This window comes from Flavobacterium erciyesense (assembly GCF_018069925.1).
Classification (GTDB): domain Bacteria; phylum Bacteroidota; class Bacteroidia; order Flavobacteriales; family Flavobacteriaceae; genus Flavobacterium; species Flavobacterium erciyesense.
Genome location: NZ_JAGPXB010000006.1, coordinates 117,633 through 135,415, shown reverse-complemented (window position 1 = coordinate 135,415; position 17,783 = coordinate 117,633). Strand labels below are relative to the sequence as shown.

The window sequence follows — 17,783 nt, the reverse complement described above, 5'->3', positions numbered from 1 at the left end:
ATCATGAACAAAAGAAGAGAATTTCTAATCAATACCAGTTTAGCATTAGGTGCTTTAGCAATTGCTCCAAGTTTTGCTTTTGAAGCTAAAAGAAAAGCCATCGGGATTCAATTATGGACATTGCGTGATACATTACCTAAAGATGTTAAAGGTGTTTTGGCGCAAGTGGGCAAAGCTGGATTTACAGAAGTAGAAACTTTTGGATACGCTCCTAAGACAGGATTTTTTGGAACAAGTGTGAAAGATTTTAAATTAATGTTAGATGATATTGGTTTAAAAGCAAGTAGCAACCATTTTGATTTCAATAGCATGATTAAAGATGGATCTACTGATTTAGTTTCTGATTACATTACAACAGCTAATACTTTAGGTAGTTCATATATTACAGTTCCTTATATAGTTGCTGATTTGAGAGGAACAAGTGCAGATGCTTACAAAAAATTAGCAGAACATGTAAACAAAATTGGTGGTATTTGTAAAAGTGGTGGACTCAAATTGGCATACCACAATCATGATTTTGAATTCGCCAAATTTGGAGCAACAAACGGATATGAAATTTTACTAAACAACACAGACAAAGATTTAGTTGATTTTGAAATGGATTTGTATTGGGTTGTTCGTTCTGGAAATAATCCTCTAGAATTGTTTAAAAAATATCCAGGTCGCTTTAGTATGTGGCACGTAAAAGATATGGATAAAGTAAATCCTGATTTTAATGCCGAAATTGGCACAGGTGCTATCGACTTTAAAGCAATATTTGCTGAGTCAAAACAAGCGGGAATGAAACGTTTTTTCTTGGAACATGAATCAAATTACAAACCTAATCCGATAGAATCAGCAGCAACAAGTTTTAACTATATCAAGAAAAATTTAATTTAAACTTTAATAAAATACTCAACAAAAAAGGGATGCAATCAGTATCCCTTTTTTGTTGAGTATTTAAATTATTCTGTTACTTTTAAAGTTTCTACATAAAAGTTCGGATCTATTACCAATTTAAGTTCATTATTAGATAATGGAATTGTTTTCCACTGATTTTCTGGTTGTAATAATTCATCTTTGCCATTTAGAGTAATTTTTAAAGGCATATTAAAACCTTGCACAGTATTTGTCCAGCGATATAAAAGTTGCTTGTTCTTTACAGAATATTCTAATTTTGGTACACGAACATCTCTTAAATATTGATTAAAAATCATTGACAAATCAATTCCAGTTTGCTTGCATAAATAATCTTCAATTTGCTTGGTTGTTACCGTTTGGTGATAAAAAGTACTATTCAATCCTCTCAATATTTGCCTCCATTTTTTATCATTATTCACTAATTGGCGAATGGTGTGTAACATGTTTGCTCCTTTAGGATACATATCACCCGAACCTTCATTGTTTACATCGTATTTACCAATTATAGGTTTATCATTTTCAATTATATTTCTAAGACCTCTCACATAAGTATATCCAGCTTCCTTTCCGTAGTAATACTCTAAAAAGAGGCTTTCAGAGTAGTTCGTAAAACTTTCATGAATCCACATGTCAGCAATATCTTTGTAAGTAATATTATTCGCAAACCATTCGTGTCCAGACTCGTGTATGATTATAAAATCAAACTTTAATCCCCATCCTGTTCCGCTTAGATCCCTGCCACGGTACCCATTTTGATATCCGTTTCCGTATGTTACACTACTTTGATGTTCCATTCCAAGGTACGGCGCTTCAACCAATTTGTAACTATCTTCATAAAATGGATATGGTCCAAACCAATGTTCAAAAGCTTTCAACATTTTAGGAACGTCTTTAAATTGTTTTTTGGCTTTTGCTAAATTATCCCTCAAAACATAATACGTACAATCTAAATTTCCTTTTTCACCTTTGTATTTTTCTGAAAAAGAAACATAATCTCCAATATTAATATTTACGCCGTAATTGTTAATCGGATTGGCAACATACCAAGTAAAAGTACTCGTTCCATCTTTTAATTTTTTGATACTTTGCAAACGACCATTTGATACGTTGGTCAATGAGGATGGAACATTCACACTGATTAACATATTCTCTACTTCGTCATACATGTGATCTTTGTTAGGCCACCAAACGCTTGCACCTAGACCTTGACAAGAGGAAGCTATAAAAAATTTTCCATTGGCATCTTTTTTCCAAGTAATTCCGCCATCCCAAGGTGGATTAACAGCTACTTTTGGTTTTCCGTTGTAAAAAATCTGTACTTGTTGTATACTTCCTTTTGTTTGAGCTTCCGTCAAGTTAAGATAGAATACATTACCGTCTCTTTGAAAAGAAACTTGTTTTCCGTTTTGAATGACTTTAGAAATTTGCATTGGTTGTTGCAAATCTATTTGCATCTTTTTTTCATTTTCCAAAACTTGATACGTAATTGTATTTGATCCACTGATTGTGCTATCTAGAGGATTAACTTTAATATCAAGATGGTATTTTTTTAGATCCCACCAAGCGCGCTCCTTTGTAATACTGCCACGCAAGCTGTCCTGATGTGAAAATTTTTCTATGTTTTTCTGCAAAAGCTCTTGTCCTAAACTTGCTTGAACTGAAAGGCCTAATAAAATAAAAATAAACGTTTTTTTCATGATTCGTATATGAACAACAAGATCTAATAATTTATTCATTTTAAAAAAGTGATTTTATCTTGTTGATTTTATTGTAAGTATTAATGTAAATTATCCACTTTAACTTGCTCTATTACAGCTGTAAAATCTTCCCGTAATCGGGTTCCATAATCTTCTAATAGAAATTGTATACGTTCCGCGTTATCTGATTTAACAATGATTCCCGCATGGTATTCTAAAGGAACTTTAAAGCAAACTTCTGGGTCAGAAAAAGCGGCTAAGTTCGGATGTTGGTACTTTGAAAGTGTGAGCACAATACCAGCATATTCTTTTTTAACGGTTGGTAATTGGTATGCCGTTCCTTTGGCCAATGAATTTTCAATTGCAGCCCATTCTTTCCACAAATTAATATTAGATGCCTCTGCCACCATTTCGGCTATATGAGCGCCTCCTACTCTTGACGAAGTTTCAAGAAAATACATTTTACCAGTTTCTTCATTTTTGATGAACTCGGTGTGCGCGGCACCATGCTTTAAACCAAAACTTTTCATGACCTGAACGTTTAATTCTTTGATAACTAAATCATCCTCTGAATCATAGTGTACATTAGCTGTTCTGAAAACGCCACCACCTTGCGATATTTCCATCGGGGTCGCCAAATACTTCGATGTTAAACTGAAAATGACTTGACCATTTGAAATTAAACTGTCACAATGGTACACGGCACCAGGTTTAAACTGTTCTAAAAGGTATTTAAATCTATTGTTACCAAGCTCGTTGATGTGAATCCAAAGTGTTTCTTTATCATATACTTTTATGATTCCTGATGCCGAAGCTTCAGATCTTGGTTTGAGAACCCACGGAGCCGCTACAGTATCTGCAAAAGTATTGATGTCATGATCATTAAAAAGAGAACAAAAAGCAGGTATTGGAATTGCACAACTCTTCGCTCTCATGCGCATGGCCAATTTGTCTCTAAAGTATCTTCCGGTTGTTTGCCCCATTCCGTCTATTCGTAAATTTTCACGCAAATAAGTTGCTTTTTCTACATCATAATCATCTAGAGCTACAATGGCATCAATTTTTGTAGATTTCATAAAGTTACCTACACCTAATAATAAATGCTCTAAATTCCAGTCGACGTCCAGACCTTCCATATAAAAAATTTCTTTTATATGTTGGTGAGGCCAAGGTTTATCTCTTAATTTTTCGCTAGTAACCAAATAAACATTGTTGTTTAATTTGCTTAAATGAGTTAAAAAATCTGTCCCTTTAAAGTAATTCGAGATGCAAAGAAAATTTTTGGAATTTTTCATAACTTAAAGATTTTCAACAAATGAAGTTAATAAATGTACGCCATAACCTGTTGCGTGTTTACTTTTAGCAAATTCATCATCGCCAAATGCAACGCCTGCAATATCTAAATGAGCCCAAGCAGGATGCTCGTTTGTAAAATATTCTAAAAATTTAGCCGCACTAATCGCTCCTGCAACTGCTTTTCCACTATAGTTTTTCACATCTGCAATATCACTTTGAATATCACTTTTGTAACAGTCCCAAAGTGGTAACTGCCACAGTCTTTCGCCAATTTCGTCCCCATTTACTTGTAATTGCTCCGCTATTTTAGAGTTGTTCGTAAATAATGCACCGCATTCATAGCCAAAAGTACCTACACTGCTACCTGTTAATGTAGCAATATCAATTAGATATTCAGGATTAAAATTCTTGATCATGTAGGACAAAGCATCAGCTAAGATAAGTCGGCCCTCAGCATCAGTGTCAATAATTTCAATGGAATGACCACTATAGCTTTTAATTACATCGCTTGGTAAAAAAGACTTGGCATCTACCGCATTCTCCGCACAAGGAACAATAGCGGTTACTTGAATAGGTATTTGCAAATCAGCTATTAATTGCATGGCACCAAATACAGCTGCTCCACCTGCCATATCGCACTTCATATGCAACATCCCCGCAGTTTTTATATTCAAGCCTCCTGTGTCAAAAGTAATGCCTTTACCTACTAATCCCACGTGCTTAAGTGGCTGAACAGCGTTCTTTGGTACATATTTCATTATGACAAACTGCGGCTCTTGCTCACTACCTTTACCTACGGCTAAAAAAGCACCAAGTCCTGCAATTTTGGCATCTTCATGGCCTAAAACAACTACATCAAAACCATATTGTTTTCCTTTTTCTACAGCCCAATTGGCGAGATACTTGGGTGTAACGGTATTTGGTGGCAGATCTACCAAATGGAAATTTGCCAATTGCGCATGAGCAATTTTAATTCCTCTCTCAGCTGCGGATTTGAAATTTGAAGTAGTGACTATGTTTAAAATGAAATTCGGATTTAAAAAAGCATGATTCTTTTGCTCTTTTTTGTAATGTCCCAAATTATAAGTTCCTAATAAAAGGCCAGAAATGATCGCTTCAACCTGAGTTGCAGAAAAATTTTCTGAAATTAGTATGGCAACACCTTCATTTAGCAGATCTTGCTGTTTTGCTGCTACACGTCTAAAAATAGTTTTTATTGTTTTATAATCGGCTTGTTTTCCCAAACCAATTGCCAAACACAAATTATTTTTATCTTGAAACGCATAAGTGCTATCTTTTTTTCCGCTAAAAAGAGTTGATGGTACTGAGGTGTTTTCTGATATTATTATGGTTCTATCTACCTCTTCATTCTCAAACATTGGAATCAAGATTGTACCTGAAAAGGTTTCTAAATCTGGAATGATTTTTATTTTCATAATGATGTCTGTAAACTAGTTATACGAACTATTTGTTTATTGAATTTACTTTTGTTGAAAAAACAACCATTCGATTGCTTTTGGGAATTCATCACTCCAATAGCGCTCACTGTGCTGTCCGTATCTATTAATACTGACATTCAATAAGTTCAAGTCATTTATAAATGTACTCTTTATTAATTCATTTTTAAAATTTTTAACTTGATTTAGCATCGTTTTACTTTCATTTCCGCCAGCGTATAAATAAATTTTTGTTTCTGGAAAAGGAAGATCATTGGTTTTAATAGTTAATTCGGGCACAACCCATAACGAAGGAGAAAATATCATCAACTTGCCAAAAACTTCAGGATTTCGGAGCCCACTAAAAATACTCACCAATCCACCCATACTGCTTCCACCAATTCCAGTAAATTCACGTTCTTTTTTTGTTCTAAAATGAACATCAACGTATGGTTTTAGTGTTTCGGTAACAAATCGAATGTACTTTTTACCTTGTCCTTTTCCTAAAATTGTTTTACCCACATTATACTCTTTTAGACGATCTTCATCGGCATGTTCGATCGCAATGATGATAATTTTACCAATTTTGTATTCTGACATCACTGCTATTTTTTTATCGATTTCCCAGTTGCCAAATTCAGAATTATCGTTAAATAAATTTTGAGCATCTTGTAAATACATGACAGGATACCTTTCCTCTGACTGATCGTAATCGTGTGGCAATAAAGCCCAAATTTTTCGAGTTTTGTTGAGTTGAGGAATTTCAAATTCATCTGAAATTAATTGTATTTGCGGTAAAAACGATTGCTTAAAGGGCAACCAATTTTTCCTCCATCGAGCTACAGACTCGAGCTGAATTCCTGTTCTTAAGACAGTTGTGCGGTTTTCTGTTCGATTGCCATTTTCGTCAATTTCGACTTCACTCCAATCACCTTTTGTAAATTTATACAAAAGAGTTTCAGGAAAAACAAAATCATTTGGGAACTTAAAATGGTATTTGTTTTGCCCCATTTTCTCCATCACAAATGCTTGGTCCTGTGTTTGCCAATTATTGAAATTTCCTGCTATGTAAACCGGTCTCAAATCATCTTCCTCTGTCGTTAGAATAATGTACAAGCCGGTATGATTGGTGTTTTGTTGCAAGATGTGGATTGTATTAAAAGATTGAAAAACTGTTTCAGATATTTAATTATTTGATTTTCAAAAATTAAATATACAAGTTTAGTATTTTAAATAAAAAACAAAACCCAATAGATTTTAAATTTCTATTGGGTTTTGTTTTTATAGTTTTCTAGATTATTTCTGTCGACTTTTTAGCACATCAATAACATCATTCAATTTGAATCCTTTGGCTTGCAGCAAAATCAAATAATGAAACAATAAATCAGCACTTTCACTTAAGAATAAATCATCATTATCATCTTTGGCTTCAATAACTACTTCTATTGCTTCTTCACCTACTTTTTGTGCAATTTTGTTGATTCCTAATTGAAATAATGAAGCAACATAACTCTTCTCCGAGTCAGCTTTTTCTCTTCTCGTTTCGATGGTTTGCTCTAATTGTGAAATAAACCCATAATCAGCTTTGTTTTCTGTTTGCCAGCAAGTATCAGCACCTGTATGACATGTTGGACCAACTGGTTTTGCTTGAATCAATAAAGTATCGCCATCACAGTCATTTTTTATATCAACCAAGTTTAAAAAGCTGCCACTCTCCTCTCCTTTTGTCCAAAGTCTTTGTTTAGAGCGGCTAAAAAAAGTTACTTTTTGCGTGTCAATAGTTTTACGATATGCTTCTTCATTCATGTAGCCCAACATCAAAACGGCTTTGGTTTCGCTATCTTGTATAATGGCTGGAATTAATCCGTCTGTATTTTTTAAGAAATCTATGTTCATTTTTTTAATTTAAAGATTGAAAGATTAAAAATTGAAAGATTATCTAGTACGATTCTCTTTTCTCTTTATTCTAGTATCTGTTTCTATATCCTAACCTCAATATTGTTATTTTTAAGAGCTTCTTTTAATGTTTTGATTTCAATTTCTTTAAAATGAAATACACTTGCTGCTAAGGCTGCATCGGCTTTTCCATCAATAAATGAATCTACAAAATGCTGAATGTTTCCTGCACCTCCCGAAGCAATAATTGGGATATTAACTAGTTCCGAAAGTTTGGCCAAAGCCTCATTAGCAAAACCATTTTTAGTTCCGTCATTATCCATAGAGGTGAATAATATTTCACCTGCTCCACGTTGCTCGACTTCTTTTGCCCAATCAAATAAATTCAATTCAGTAGGCACTTTTCCGCCCACTAAATGTACAATCCACTGACCGTCAATTTGCTTAGCGTCAATGGCTACTACAACACATTGGCTTCCAAATTTTTGTGCCAAATCATTAATCAACTGCGGATTTTTAACAGCTGATGAATTGATAGATACTTTATCGGCACCATTTTGCAATAAAACATCAACGTCCTTGACAGAGGAAATTCCGCCACCAACTGTAAATGGAATATTAATAGTTGAAGCTACTTTTCGAACCAAATCAATTAATGTTTTTCTTCTTTCTTCCGTTGCCGAAATGTCTAGAAAAACCAATTCATCAGCTCCTTCATCCGAATAGATTTTGGCCAATTCAACTGGATCACCGGCATCACGTAAGTCTACAAAGTTGACACCTTTTACCGTTCTTCCGTTTTTTATGTCCAGACAAGGAATTATTCTTTTTGTAAGCATATTTTTTGTTGTTACACAGAGATTCACTAAGCTATCACAAAGACACACAAAATTTTTGGTGAATCTTTGCGTCTTCTTTGTGCTTCTTCGCGAGATAATCTATTTGTTTAATATGTATTGCTCTAACTGTTTCAATGAAATTCGTCCTTCATATATAGCTTTACCAATTATTGTTCCTTCGCAACCTAATTCGGCAAGCCTTGGTAATTCATCAAAAGTCGAAATTCCTCCTGAAGCAATAAGTTTTATTCCTTTTGCTTCTGCTAAAATTTTAGCATACAAATCAAAAGATGGTCCTTCTAGCATTCCGTCTTTGGCAATATCAGTACAAATTACGTACTGAATTCCTTTACTTTGATAATCTTGAATAAAGGGAATCAAATCTTCATTAGAATCTTCTAACCAGCCTGAAACAGCTACTTTTTCATTATTAGCATCTGCTCCTAAAATAATTTTATCCGCACCATACTCCGCAATCCATTTTCCGAATAATTCTCTATTTTTCACAGCAATACTGCCGCCAGTAATTTGATTGGCACCACTTTCGAATGCAATTTTCAAATCGGAATCTGCTTTCAAACCACCGCCAAAATCAATTTTTAAACTAGTTTGAGTTGCAATTTGTTCCAATATTTTATAATTTACAATCTGGCTTGATTTTGCTCCGTCTAAATCTACTAAATGTAAATATTCTATTCCGTGCGCTTCAAATTCTTTAGCAACTTCTAGCGGATTTTCGTTGTAAATAATTTTGGTGTTGTAATCTCCTTTGGACAAACGGACACATTTCCCGTCGATGATATCTATTGCTGGTATTATTCTCATTTATTTTAATTTAAAGATTTAATAATTGAATTATTAAAAGATTAATACTGTTGGTCAAAGAAATATTTGACTCCCCTAATTTTTCAATCTTTGAATTTTTCAATTTTATAATTTTAAGAAATTACCTAAAATTTGTTCTCCTACATCGCCGCTTTTTTCAGGGTGAAATTGTGTTCCATAAAAATTATTTTTCTTCAACGCTGAGGCATATTCTACTTCATAATTTGTGGTAGCGATGGCATCGGCGCAATTTGGAGCATAAAAACTATGTACCAAATACATGTACTCCTTTTCAGCAATTCCTTTGAACAAATCTGATCTCAAATTATAAATTTGATTCCAGCCCATCTGCGGCACTTTTACTTTTGAAGTGAATTTGACCACATTTACATCAAAAATTTCCAAACCAGCAGTGTTTCCTTCTTCTGATTTGTTACACATCAATTGCATACCCAAACAAATCCCTAAAACAGGTTGTTTCAAGGTTGGAATCAATACATCAAGACCACTATCGATAAGCATTTTCATAGCAGAACTTGCTTCACCAACACCGGGAAAAATAACCTTATCTGCGGCTTTTATTTCCTTCCAATCGTTACTAAGCACTGCTGTAAAACCCAAGCGCTCTATGGCAAACATAATGCTTTGAATATTTCCGGCTCCGTAGTTTATAATTACTATTTTCATTTCACTTTTGTTTCAAGTTTCAAGTTTAACGTTTAAAGTTGCTCGAGTCAACCTGAAACTTTAAACTTGAAACATTTTTACAACATACCTTTTGTACTTGGTAAAATCATTTTTTCGGTATCACGCTTCACGGCTACTTTTATTGCTTTTGCAAAAGCTTTAAAGATCGCTTCAATTTTGTGGTGCTCATTGGTACCTTCAGCCTTGATGTTGATATTGGCTTTGGCTCCATCTGAAAACGATTTAAAGAAGTGAAAGAACATTTCGGTTGGCATTTTACCTACCATTTCTCGCTTGAATTCGGTTTCCCAAACCAGCCAATTTCTACCTCCAAAATCAATAGCCACTTGAGCTAAACAATCATCCATTGGTAAACAAAAACCATAACGCTCAATACCTAATTTATTACCCAATGCTTTTGCAAAAACTTCTCCAAGAGCTATTGCAGTATCTTCAATGGTGTGGTGTTCGTCTACTTCTAGATCACCTTTTACAAGGATTTCCAAGTCCATTTGCCCATGACGCGCAATTTGGTCTAACATGTGATCAAAAAACGCAATTCCGGTTTCAATTTTACTCTTACCAGTTCCATCAAGGTTCAAATTGATGTAAATATCAGTTTCATTTGTCTTTCTCGAAATGGTTGCTGAACGTTCTTCTAATTTTAAAAACTCATAAATCGTTTTCCAATCTGTAGTTTGTAGTGCTATAACAGAATCCAATTCTTCTCTTTTTGAAGCTATTTCGTCACTTCCTAATGCTTCATCTGTATTGATAAAAATCCCTTTTGCACCCAAGTTTTTTGCTAATTCCACATCAGTAATTCGGTCTCCAATTACAAATGAACTTGCCAAATCGTAGTCTGAACTGTTGATATACTTAGTCAGTAAACCAGTTGCTGGCTTGCGAGTAGGAGCATTTTCATGTGGGAATGTTTTATCGATCAAAACTTCACTAAAAACAACACCTTCATTTTCAAAAGCTTTCATCACCAAATTATGCACGGGCCAAAAATTTTCTTCGGGATGAGAGGCGGTACCTAAACCATCTTGATTGGTAACCATAACCAATTCAAAATCCAATTCTTTTGCAATTTTACCCAAAAACTGAAACGCTTGTGGGTAGAATTCTAATTTTTCAAAACTATCCAATTGGTAGTCATGCGGTTCCAAAACCATCGTTCCATCACGATCGATAAAGAGTACTTTTTTCATTATTGTCAGTGTCGAAAACGCAGTATTCAATTAATATTTGCGTTTTTATTTAGTATTTAATTTAGATTTTTATGGCGTGCCCCTCCAAAAAGGTCGGGTCGGGCTATTCGTTCTCGCTTTTATCCTGCCCTGCTTTGCGGCAGTATAAAGAGCTTCACTGCTATCCCTCACGCGAAGCAGTGAAGCTAAATGGTATTATTTACAATCCGTATCTTCCTTCATGTTTTGCATTTTACTAGTAGCAGTGTTTTCTGTTACTTCTTCGCAATACACATTGTTTATAAGCATACCTGATTCAAATACAATTTGAACATAAACTGTTTTGCCAGGTTGTACATCAACAATAAATTTCTCTGCTTTTTCTTTCGATACTTTTCCACCAAATTGAACAGAGCACTCGTGTTTTCCTGCAGGAACCTCATGGATGGAGTATTTTTTGTTGTTTAACTTACACACAAATTCACCATCAATAAAGGTTTTAAATGCAACCGCAGATCCTTGAAAACCAGTAGATCGTAAAAAATAAATCTTACCTGTTTCTGCTGTACTTGCCTCTTGCGCAGCTGCTCCAACCGCAAAAAATAAAGACACTAATAAAGTTAAAATTGTTTTTTTCATTTTATTTGAATTTAGGTTAATAATTATCCTTCAAAGCTACTATTAATTTTTTATTTTCTTCTTCAGTTCCAACTGTCAAACGCAAGGTATTTTCGCAAAGTGCTTGTGTAGTTCTATTTCGAATTACAATTCCTTTTGTAATCAACTCAGTATATCTTTTATTGGCATCATCCACTTTAACCAAAACAAAATTGGCTTCTGTAGGATAAATTTTTTCTACGTAACTTACTTCTGATAAAGCTTCAATTAAAAGTTCTCTTTGTAATATAATTGACTCAATTTCAGTAGTAATAGCTGACCGATCTTCAAGTCTTGCTACTGCTCTATTTTGCGACAATTCGTTTACATTATAAGGTGGTTTGATTCGGTTTAATATCGTAGTAACCGCGCTAGAAGCATAACAAATTCCTAAACGGATTCCAGCCAATCCGTAAGCCTTAGAAAGCGTTTGTGTAATGATCAAATTAGGATATTCATCCAATTCATTGATCCAACTTTCTTTTTTAGAAAAATCAATATACGCTTCATCAATTACAACGAGTCCTTTAAAATTTTGCAATAAGTACGCTACTTTTTCATCCGAAAAGGAATTTCCCGTAGGGTTATTTGGTGAACATAAAAAGATCATTTTGGTATTGGCATCAACCGATTCCATGATTTTTTCAATCTCCGGCTGAAAATCCTCAGAAAGTAAAACTTCTCTATTCTCAATGGCATTCAAATTAGACAAAACGCCGTACATGCCATAAGTTGGTGGCAAAGTAATCACGTTATCAGTATTTGGCTCACAAAATGCTCTGAAAAGTAAATCTAAAATTTCATCGCTTCCATTTCCTAATACAATCTGATTCGTTTGTACACGACGTTGTTTTGCTAAAAGGCGTTTTACGCGCATTTGTTGCGGATCTGGATATCTATTTACGCCATTTTCAAACGGATTTTCATTGGCATCCAAAAAAATCATTTCGGCTGTATCAAAGTCTTCAAACTCATCGCGAGCAGAGGAATACGGTTTCATGTTTTTTACATTCTCCCTAACCAAATTATTGATATCAAAACTATTTTCCATTTTCAAGTGCTTTTAATCGTAATGTAACTGCGTTTTTATGTGCTTGCAATCCTTCGGCATCAGCCATAATTTCAATTGCTTTACCAATATTTTGAATTCCTTTTTCAGAAATTTTTTGAAACGTCATTGCTTTTGTAAAACTATCTAGATTTACACCACTATAGTTTTTTGCATATCCGTTGGTTGGTAAGGTATGATTGGTTCCTGAGGCATAATCACCTGCACTTTCAGGAGTATAGTTTCCTATAAAGACAGAACCTGCATTTTGTATTTCGTCGATATAAAAATCATCGTTGGCAGTGCATACAATAAAGTGTTCTGGTCCGTATTCATTGATTAAATCTAAAGCAATTGTATCATTTTCGACATAAATTAATTTTGAGTTAGCAATGGCTTTCTCAGCAATAGCTTTTCTTGGCAAAGCCTCAATTTGAGTAGCAACTTCATCAGCTACAGCATCAATTAATTTTTTTGATGTCGAAACTAAAATTACCTGACTATCTACTCCATGCTCTGCTTGTGATAATAAATCCGACGCTACAAAAGCGGGAACGGCAGTATTATCAGCCACAATCAATAATTCTGATGGTCCAGCAGGCATGTCAATAGCAACTCCACATTGTGTTGCCAATTGTTTGGCTATCGTTACAAACTGATTTCCTGGTCCAAAAATTTTGTACACTTTAGGAATACTTTCTGTACCAAAAGTTAAACCGGCTATGGCCTGAATTCCGCCCACTTTCATGATTTTAGTTACTCCACATAAATTGGCCGCAAATAAAATAGCAGGATTAATTTTACCTTCTTTATCCGGTGGTGAACACAAAACAATCTCATTACAACCCGCAATTTCAGCAGGAACGGCAAGCATCAATACAGTCGAAAACAAAGGCGCTGTTCCACCCGGAATGTACAAACCTACTTTTTGAATAGGTCTTTTTTCTTGCCAGCATGAAACTCCAGGTGCAGTCTCAACAGCCACACGCTCTGTTTTTTGAGCACGGTGAAAGGCCATAATATTAGACTTTGCCAAAGCAATTGCTTCTTTTAACTCTTGCGGTACTGCTACGATAGCCTCTTGAATTTCAGCTTCAGAAACAATCATTGTGTCTACTTCAACGCCATCAAAAAGCGAGGTATATTTGGCCACTGCCTCATCCCCTTTTTTCTGTACTTCTTTGAAAATTTCTTTAACAGTAGCCTCAATATCATCTACCGTTTTTGTAGGTCGTTCTAAAATACTAGACCACGTTTCTGGTTTTGGATTGTATATTTTGTTCATTGTATTGTTTTTAACCGCAAAGTTCACAAAGGTATTCGCAAAGTTCGCAATGAATTTTTACTAAAATAAGTTTTACTCTAAAGTTTTTACAAGACCATTTTTTCAATTGGGCATACTAAAATTCCTTCTGCTCCAGCCTCTTTCAACTGATCGATAACATCCCAAAAAGTGTCTTTGTCAATTACCGAGTGTACACTGCTCCAACCTTCTTGTGCCAATGGTAAAACGGTTAAGCTGCGTAAAACTGGAAGAATTTTACCAACTGCCTCAATTTTATCATTAGTAACGTTCATCAAAATGTATTTTGATTTTCTAGCTCTTAAAACCGATTCGATTCTGAATTTCAAGGTGTCGATGATTTTTTGAGATTCTGGGCTTACTTTTGGCGAAACAGCCAAAACCGCTTCACTTTTAAATATAACTTCAACTTCTTTTAAATTATTTTTAAACAAGGTACTTCCGCTTGAGACAATATCTACAATAGCATCAGCAAGACCAATGTTTGGAGCAATTTCAACCGAACCTGAAATTTGGTGAATGTCAACCGTAACGCCTTTTGAATTAAAGAAATCCAGTACCGTTTTAGGATACGATGTAGCAATGCGCATACCATCAAGATCTTTTACAGATGTGTATTGAAAAGATTTAGGTACAGCAACAGATACTTTGCATTTTGAAAAACCTAATTTTTGAATAACTTCAATATTTCCGCCTTTTTCAACCAATAAATTATCCCCAACAATGGCAATATCTACTACGCCATCCATTAAATATTGTGGAATATCCGAATTTCTTAAGTAAAGAACTTCAAGTGGAAAGTTAGATGCTTCAGCTTTTAATTGGTCGATTCCGTTATCAATTGAGATACCAGCATCTTTTAGAATTTGAATGCTGTCTTCGTTTAAACGACCTGATTTTTGAATTGCAATTTTTAATGTACTCATTTTTTTGTTTTTTATTTTTTTAGAATGATAATGTTTGAGTACAATGTGGGGTAATAAAAAACCCGTTTGATGTACTCAAACGGGTTTTTAAATATGATGATTTACATGCATACCATTAACACATCGCTTGAGAGCAATAATGAAAATGATGATGATGTAATTGTATTGTAAACATGTGTTTTATTTTTCTTTGCAAAGATAGATTCTTTTTTATTTAAAAAGCAATTAATACTTTAACTAAATATTACTTTTTTGTTAAATATATCTTTTTTATTCCTTTTCCTCCTCATTTGTAGGAGCAATTTTCTCTGTAGTACTATCCGCAGCAGTACTTTCAGATCTAATTTCAGTATGACGAACTTCGCCTCCTGTTGTACCCGTTTGTTGTGCAAAAAACACAGCGATGATTCCAACTACTGTCGCGATATAAGAAACTAAATTTGCTTTTGGCTTGTTTTTCAAGTTAGAATAAAGACCAAATAATGATGTAATTGCCAGCGCATACAAAACAAGTGCAAGTTTTTCGGCCATTTCCTCATGTTCGTGAATAATTGCTTTTCCTATTCCTGGGAAATCTTCCACCATTTCTTCTGCTCCTTCACCAGTAGACATGCTAAAAAAGCCAAAAACAGCTGCAACGACAAATAACACATAAGCGGTATTTTGTACCGATTTATTCTTGAGTACTATTCCAGCGATTAAAATCCCAAGTCCAAGGATTGTTCCAATAATAGGAAAATGGTTTACAACTAGGTGTAAGTGTGCATCATTCATAATTTTATAGTTTAAGTTAGTATTTATTAGTGATATTTAATTTTTAAGAGTTTTATCCTGCTAAGGAAACGCCAATTAACGAACCAATTCCGTAAGTAACTGCTGCAGCTAACAAACCGAAAGCCACTTGTCTGAATCCCGAGAATAAAATGCTTTTTCCTGTCAATAGAGTGATGGCTGCTCCTATTCCAAAAAGCCCTACAACACTGCTTCCGACACTCAGTAAAATTGCATTTTTTCCGTCTAAAAACATAAAAGGATATAACGGAATAATCGCTCCAATTGCAAAAAGCACAAACGATGCTGTTGCTGCTTCCCAGGCTGATCCTCCTAATTCTTCTTTGTCAATTCCTAATTCCTCCGTGATAATGGCATCAATCGCTGTTTGAGGATTTTCAAAAGCTTTGTCAGCCAATTTTTGTGCTTCGACCGCATTCATCCCTTTGGCCTGATACAATAAAACCAATTCTTTTTTCTCTTCTTCGGGAGAAGCTTCTAATTCTTCGGTTTCCAAATCAATTTGGCGCTGGTTTAATTCTCTGGAACTTTGTACCGAAAGCCATTCGCCTAGCGCCATTGATATCGCACCTGCCAAAAGTCCTGCGATTCCGGTTAACAAAATCGTATCATTAGAAACAGCCGCTCCAGCAACTCCCATGACCAAACTCATATTAGAAACCAATCCATCATTGGAACCTAAAACTGCCGCTCGCAAAGCATTTCCGCCCACGGATTTATGGCGACTTTCGAATTTAGACAACAGCCCTCCTGAAACATTTAAGGCCGCATTATTATTTACAGCCTCAATAATATTCAGGTGATTGTGCTCAAAACCGTTTGGTTTTTCACCCGTTTTGATTTTATTTCGAACCGAATTTTCGGCAAACTGTTTTTCAATTGAGGATAAGGAGCTAATTATCGAACTGTATCCAAAAATTTTACCCAACTTCAGTTGAAATTTTGCTCTACCAGATGGCAAAGGCATATTAAAATTTGGTTCTATGGTACGAACTTTATCTAACATGTGTTTTGCGTGACCTTTCTCTATTTCGCCTAAGCTTAGTAAAACTCTCGAAAGATTTTCATCAGACTGAATGGCGGCAATACTATCGTACAAAAAGGCCGTATCAACCTCTGTTTGCAACTGATCTTTAAGTTTATTCAAGTCCATTATTTCATTTTTTATTAATTAACCAAATCAAAAACTCCTTTTGTTAATAGTCTTGAAGAAGCAGATATTGTTGTGTTTGGCAGTATTTCGACAAACTTTTCAGACTTCGAACCAACAGTAACACTTACTTTCTGGAACGAATATCCATTTTTTTCATTCTTGACTAAAAGTACAAAATTTTTATTGTTTTCTGTCACCAATGCTTCAGCAGGAATCGCTAAACCTTCTTTAGAATCGATAATTATTTCAGATTCTACAAACATTCCTGTCAAAAGCTTTTGTTTTATGGCATCGTCTAAATGTCCATGAATATTAATCGTCCTGTCGTTTCCTTCAATTGATTTTCCTACCAAATGTACTTCGGCATTAAACACTTCTTTGGATGCTTCGGGAACTTTAAAATGTATTTTTTGTCCAATTTTCACATTCAAAATATCTTTTTCAAAAACGGCTAATTCCAAATGCAAGTGATCCGTATCAACAATTTCTAAAATCACATCCGAAGGCGCTACATACATACCTACATTGGCATTCATGATTACGATATCACCTGTTATTGGAGAAAAAATGGTGATTGTTGAAGTCAAAATTCCTCTTTCTACATTTCTAGGATTAATATTCAAAAGCACTAATTTGGCTCTTAAACTTTGATGCATGGCTTTGGCTCTTTTATAGTCGCTTTCGGCTTTTAAGTAGTTTTTTTGCGAAGTGATTTTTTCATCGTACAAGGTTTTTTGGCGATCGTATTCTGATTTCAAAAAATTAAGTTGCTCCGCTACTTCCATGTACTCTTTTTGAATATCCAGAAATTCGGTGTTTTGTAAAGTCAATAAAGCTTGACCTTTTGTGACTCTATTTCCAACCAAAAGCGTTGTCGATTTTACGTAACCGCCCATAAAAGTGTTCACTTTAGCTCGGTTTTGTGGCGGTACATCAATTTTACCTGATGCTTTAACGGTAACATCAAAATCCTGTTCTGTTGGACTCGCAATCTCCATTCCCGAGGTTTTGAATTGAGTTTCAGATACTGTAATTAAACCGTTATCTTTTGGTTCTGATTCTTCTGTTTTCGCTTCTTTGCAAGAAAATAAAAAAAGAGATAATGTGATTATATAGAGTGCGTTTTTCATTGGTA

The 17,783-nt window shown here is 34.7% G+C and carries 17 protein-coding genes; 1 reads left to right on the top strand and 16 read right to left on the bottom strand.

What is annotated here, in order from left to right; all coding sequences use genetic code 11:
- The first annotated feature begins 3 nt into the window (after nucleotides 1–3).
- Entirely contained in the window at nucleotides 4–879 is an 876-nt protein-coding gene (locus tag KBJ98_RS08595; protein WP_210789522.1) for a sugar phosphate isomerase/epimerase family protein, read from the top strand.
- 65 nt (nucleotides 880–944) lie between these two features.
- On the opposite strand, the gene KBJ98_RS08590 is transcribed toward KBJ98_RS08595, so the two are convergent.
- The 16 genes from KBJ98_RS08590 to KBJ98_RS08515 all read right to left on the bottom strand — a co-directional run bounded on the left by KBJ98_RS08590 (nucleotide 945) and on the right by KBJ98_RS08515 (nucleotide 17,778).
- The gene (locus tag KBJ98_RS08590) at nucleotides 945–2,597 is read right to left on the bottom strand and encodes a M1 family metallopeptidase (RefSeq protein ID WP_210789682.1); all 1,653 of its coding nucleotides are present in this window, start codon (nucleotides 2,595–2,597) and stop codon (nucleotides 945–947) included.
- A gap of 80 nt (nucleotides 2,598–2,677) precedes the next feature.
- Nucleotides 2,678–3,892, bottom strand: coding sequence for an ATP-grasp domain-containing protein (locus KBJ98_RS08585; protein ID WP_210789520.1), 1,215 nt, complete (start codon nucleotides 3,890–3,892; stop codon nucleotides 2,678–2,680).
- A gap of 3 nt (nucleotides 3,893–3,895) precedes the next feature.
- Nucleotides 3,896–5,329: a leucyl aminopeptidase family protein gene (locus KBJ98_RS08580; protein WP_210789518.1), complete on the bottom strand. Its 1,434-nt coding sequence runs from the start codon at nucleotides 5,327–5,329 to the stop codon at nucleotides 3,896–3,898.
- 45 nt (nucleotides 5,330–5,374) lie between these two features.
- Entirely contained in the window at nucleotides 5,375–6,472 is a 1,098-nt protein-coding gene (locus KBJ98_RS08575; RefSeq protein ID WP_225899090.1) for an alpha/beta hydrolase, read from the bottom strand.
- 153 nt (nucleotides 6,473–6,625) lie between these two features.
- Nucleotides 6,626–7,225, bottom strand: a complete 600-nt coding sequence (gene hisIE, locus KBJ98_RS08570) for a bifunctional phosphoribosyl-AMP cyclohydrolase/phosphoribosyl-ATP diphosphatase HisIE (RefSeq protein ID WP_210789516.1) — start codon at nucleotides 7,223–7,225, stop codon at nucleotides 6,626–6,628.
- An 83-nt stretch (nucleotides 7,226–7,308) separates the two neighbouring features.
- The gene (gene hisF / locus KBJ98_RS08565; RefSeq protein ID WP_210789513.1) at nucleotides 7,309–8,064 is read right to left on the bottom strand and encodes an imidazole glycerol phosphate synthase subunit HisF; all 756 of its coding nucleotides are present in this window, start codon (nucleotides 8,062–8,064) and stop codon (nucleotides 7,309–7,311) included.
- A gap of 99 nt (nucleotides 8,065–8,163) precedes the next feature.
- Nucleotides 8,164–8,889, bottom strand: coding sequence for a 1-(5-phosphoribosyl)-5-[(5-phosphoribosylamino)methylideneamino]imidazole-4-carboxamide isomerase (gene hisA, locus KBJ98_RS08560; RefSeq protein WP_210789511.1), 726 nt, complete (start codon nucleotides 8,887–8,889; stop codon nucleotides 8,164–8,166).
- 105 nt (nucleotides 8,890–8,994) lie between these two features.
- Nucleotides 8,995–9,576, bottom strand: a complete 582-nt coding sequence (gene hisH, locus KBJ98_RS08555) for an imidazole glycerol phosphate synthase subunit HisH (protein ID WP_210789508.1) — start codon at nucleotides 9,574–9,576, stop codon at nucleotides 8,995–8,997.
- Between the two features lie 77 nt (nucleotides 9,577–9,653).
- Entirely contained in the window at nucleotides 9,654–10,790 is a 1,137-nt protein-coding gene (gene hisB / locus KBJ98_RS08550) for a bifunctional histidinol-phosphatase/imidazoleglycerol-phosphate dehydratase HisB (protein ID WP_210789505.1), read from the bottom strand.
- Between the two features lie 195 nt (nucleotides 10,791–10,985).
- A complete protein-coding gene (locus KBJ98_RS08545; protein ID WP_210789503.1) occupies nucleotides 10,986–11,408 on the bottom strand; it encodes a DUF2846 domain-containing protein in 423 nt (140 codons plus the stop codon).
- Nucleotides 11,409–11,424: 16 nt separating this feature from the next.
- Entirely contained in the window at nucleotides 11,425–12,477 is a 1,053-nt protein-coding gene (gene hisC, locus KBJ98_RS08540; RefSeq protein ID WP_210789502.1) for a histidinol-phosphate transaminase, read from the bottom strand.
- Nucleotides 12,467–13,759: a histidinol dehydrogenase gene (hisD, locus tag KBJ98_RS08535; protein WP_210789500.1), complete on the bottom strand. Its 1,293-nt coding sequence runs from the start codon at nucleotides 13,757–13,759 to the stop codon at nucleotides 12,467–12,469. Before hisD ends, hisC begins: the two co-directional genes overlap by 11 nt.
- 86 nt (nucleotides 13,760–13,845) lie before the next feature.
- Nucleotides 13,846–14,703, bottom strand: coding sequence for an ATP phosphoribosyltransferase (hisG, locus tag KBJ98_RS08530; protein WP_210789498.1), 858 nt, complete (start codon nucleotides 14,701–14,703; stop codon nucleotides 13,846–13,848).
- A gap of 270 nt (nucleotides 14,704–14,973) precedes the next feature.
- Nucleotides 14,974–15,477, bottom strand: a complete 504-nt coding sequence (locus tag KBJ98_RS08525; RefSeq protein ID WP_210789496.1) for a hypothetical protein — start codon at nucleotides 15,475–15,477, stop codon at nucleotides 14,974–14,976.
- A 52-nt stretch (nucleotides 15,478–15,529) separates the two neighbouring features.
- Complete coding sequence (locus KBJ98_RS08520; RefSeq protein ID WP_210789494.1) at nucleotides 15,530–16,648, bottom strand: VIT1/CCC1 transporter family protein; 1,119 nt, start codon at nucleotides 16,646–16,648, stop codon at nucleotides 15,530–15,532.
- Between the two features lie 14 nt (nucleotides 16,649–16,662).
- Nucleotides 16,663–17,778 carry an efflux RND transporter periplasmic adaptor subunit gene (locus KBJ98_RS08515; protein WP_210789493.1) on the bottom strand — a complete coding sequence of 372 codons (1,116 nt, stop codon included), beginning with the start codon at nucleotides 17,776–17,778 and terminating at the stop codon, nucleotides 16,663–16,665.
- Between the last annotated feature and the right edge of the window lie 5 nt (nucleotides 17,779–17,783).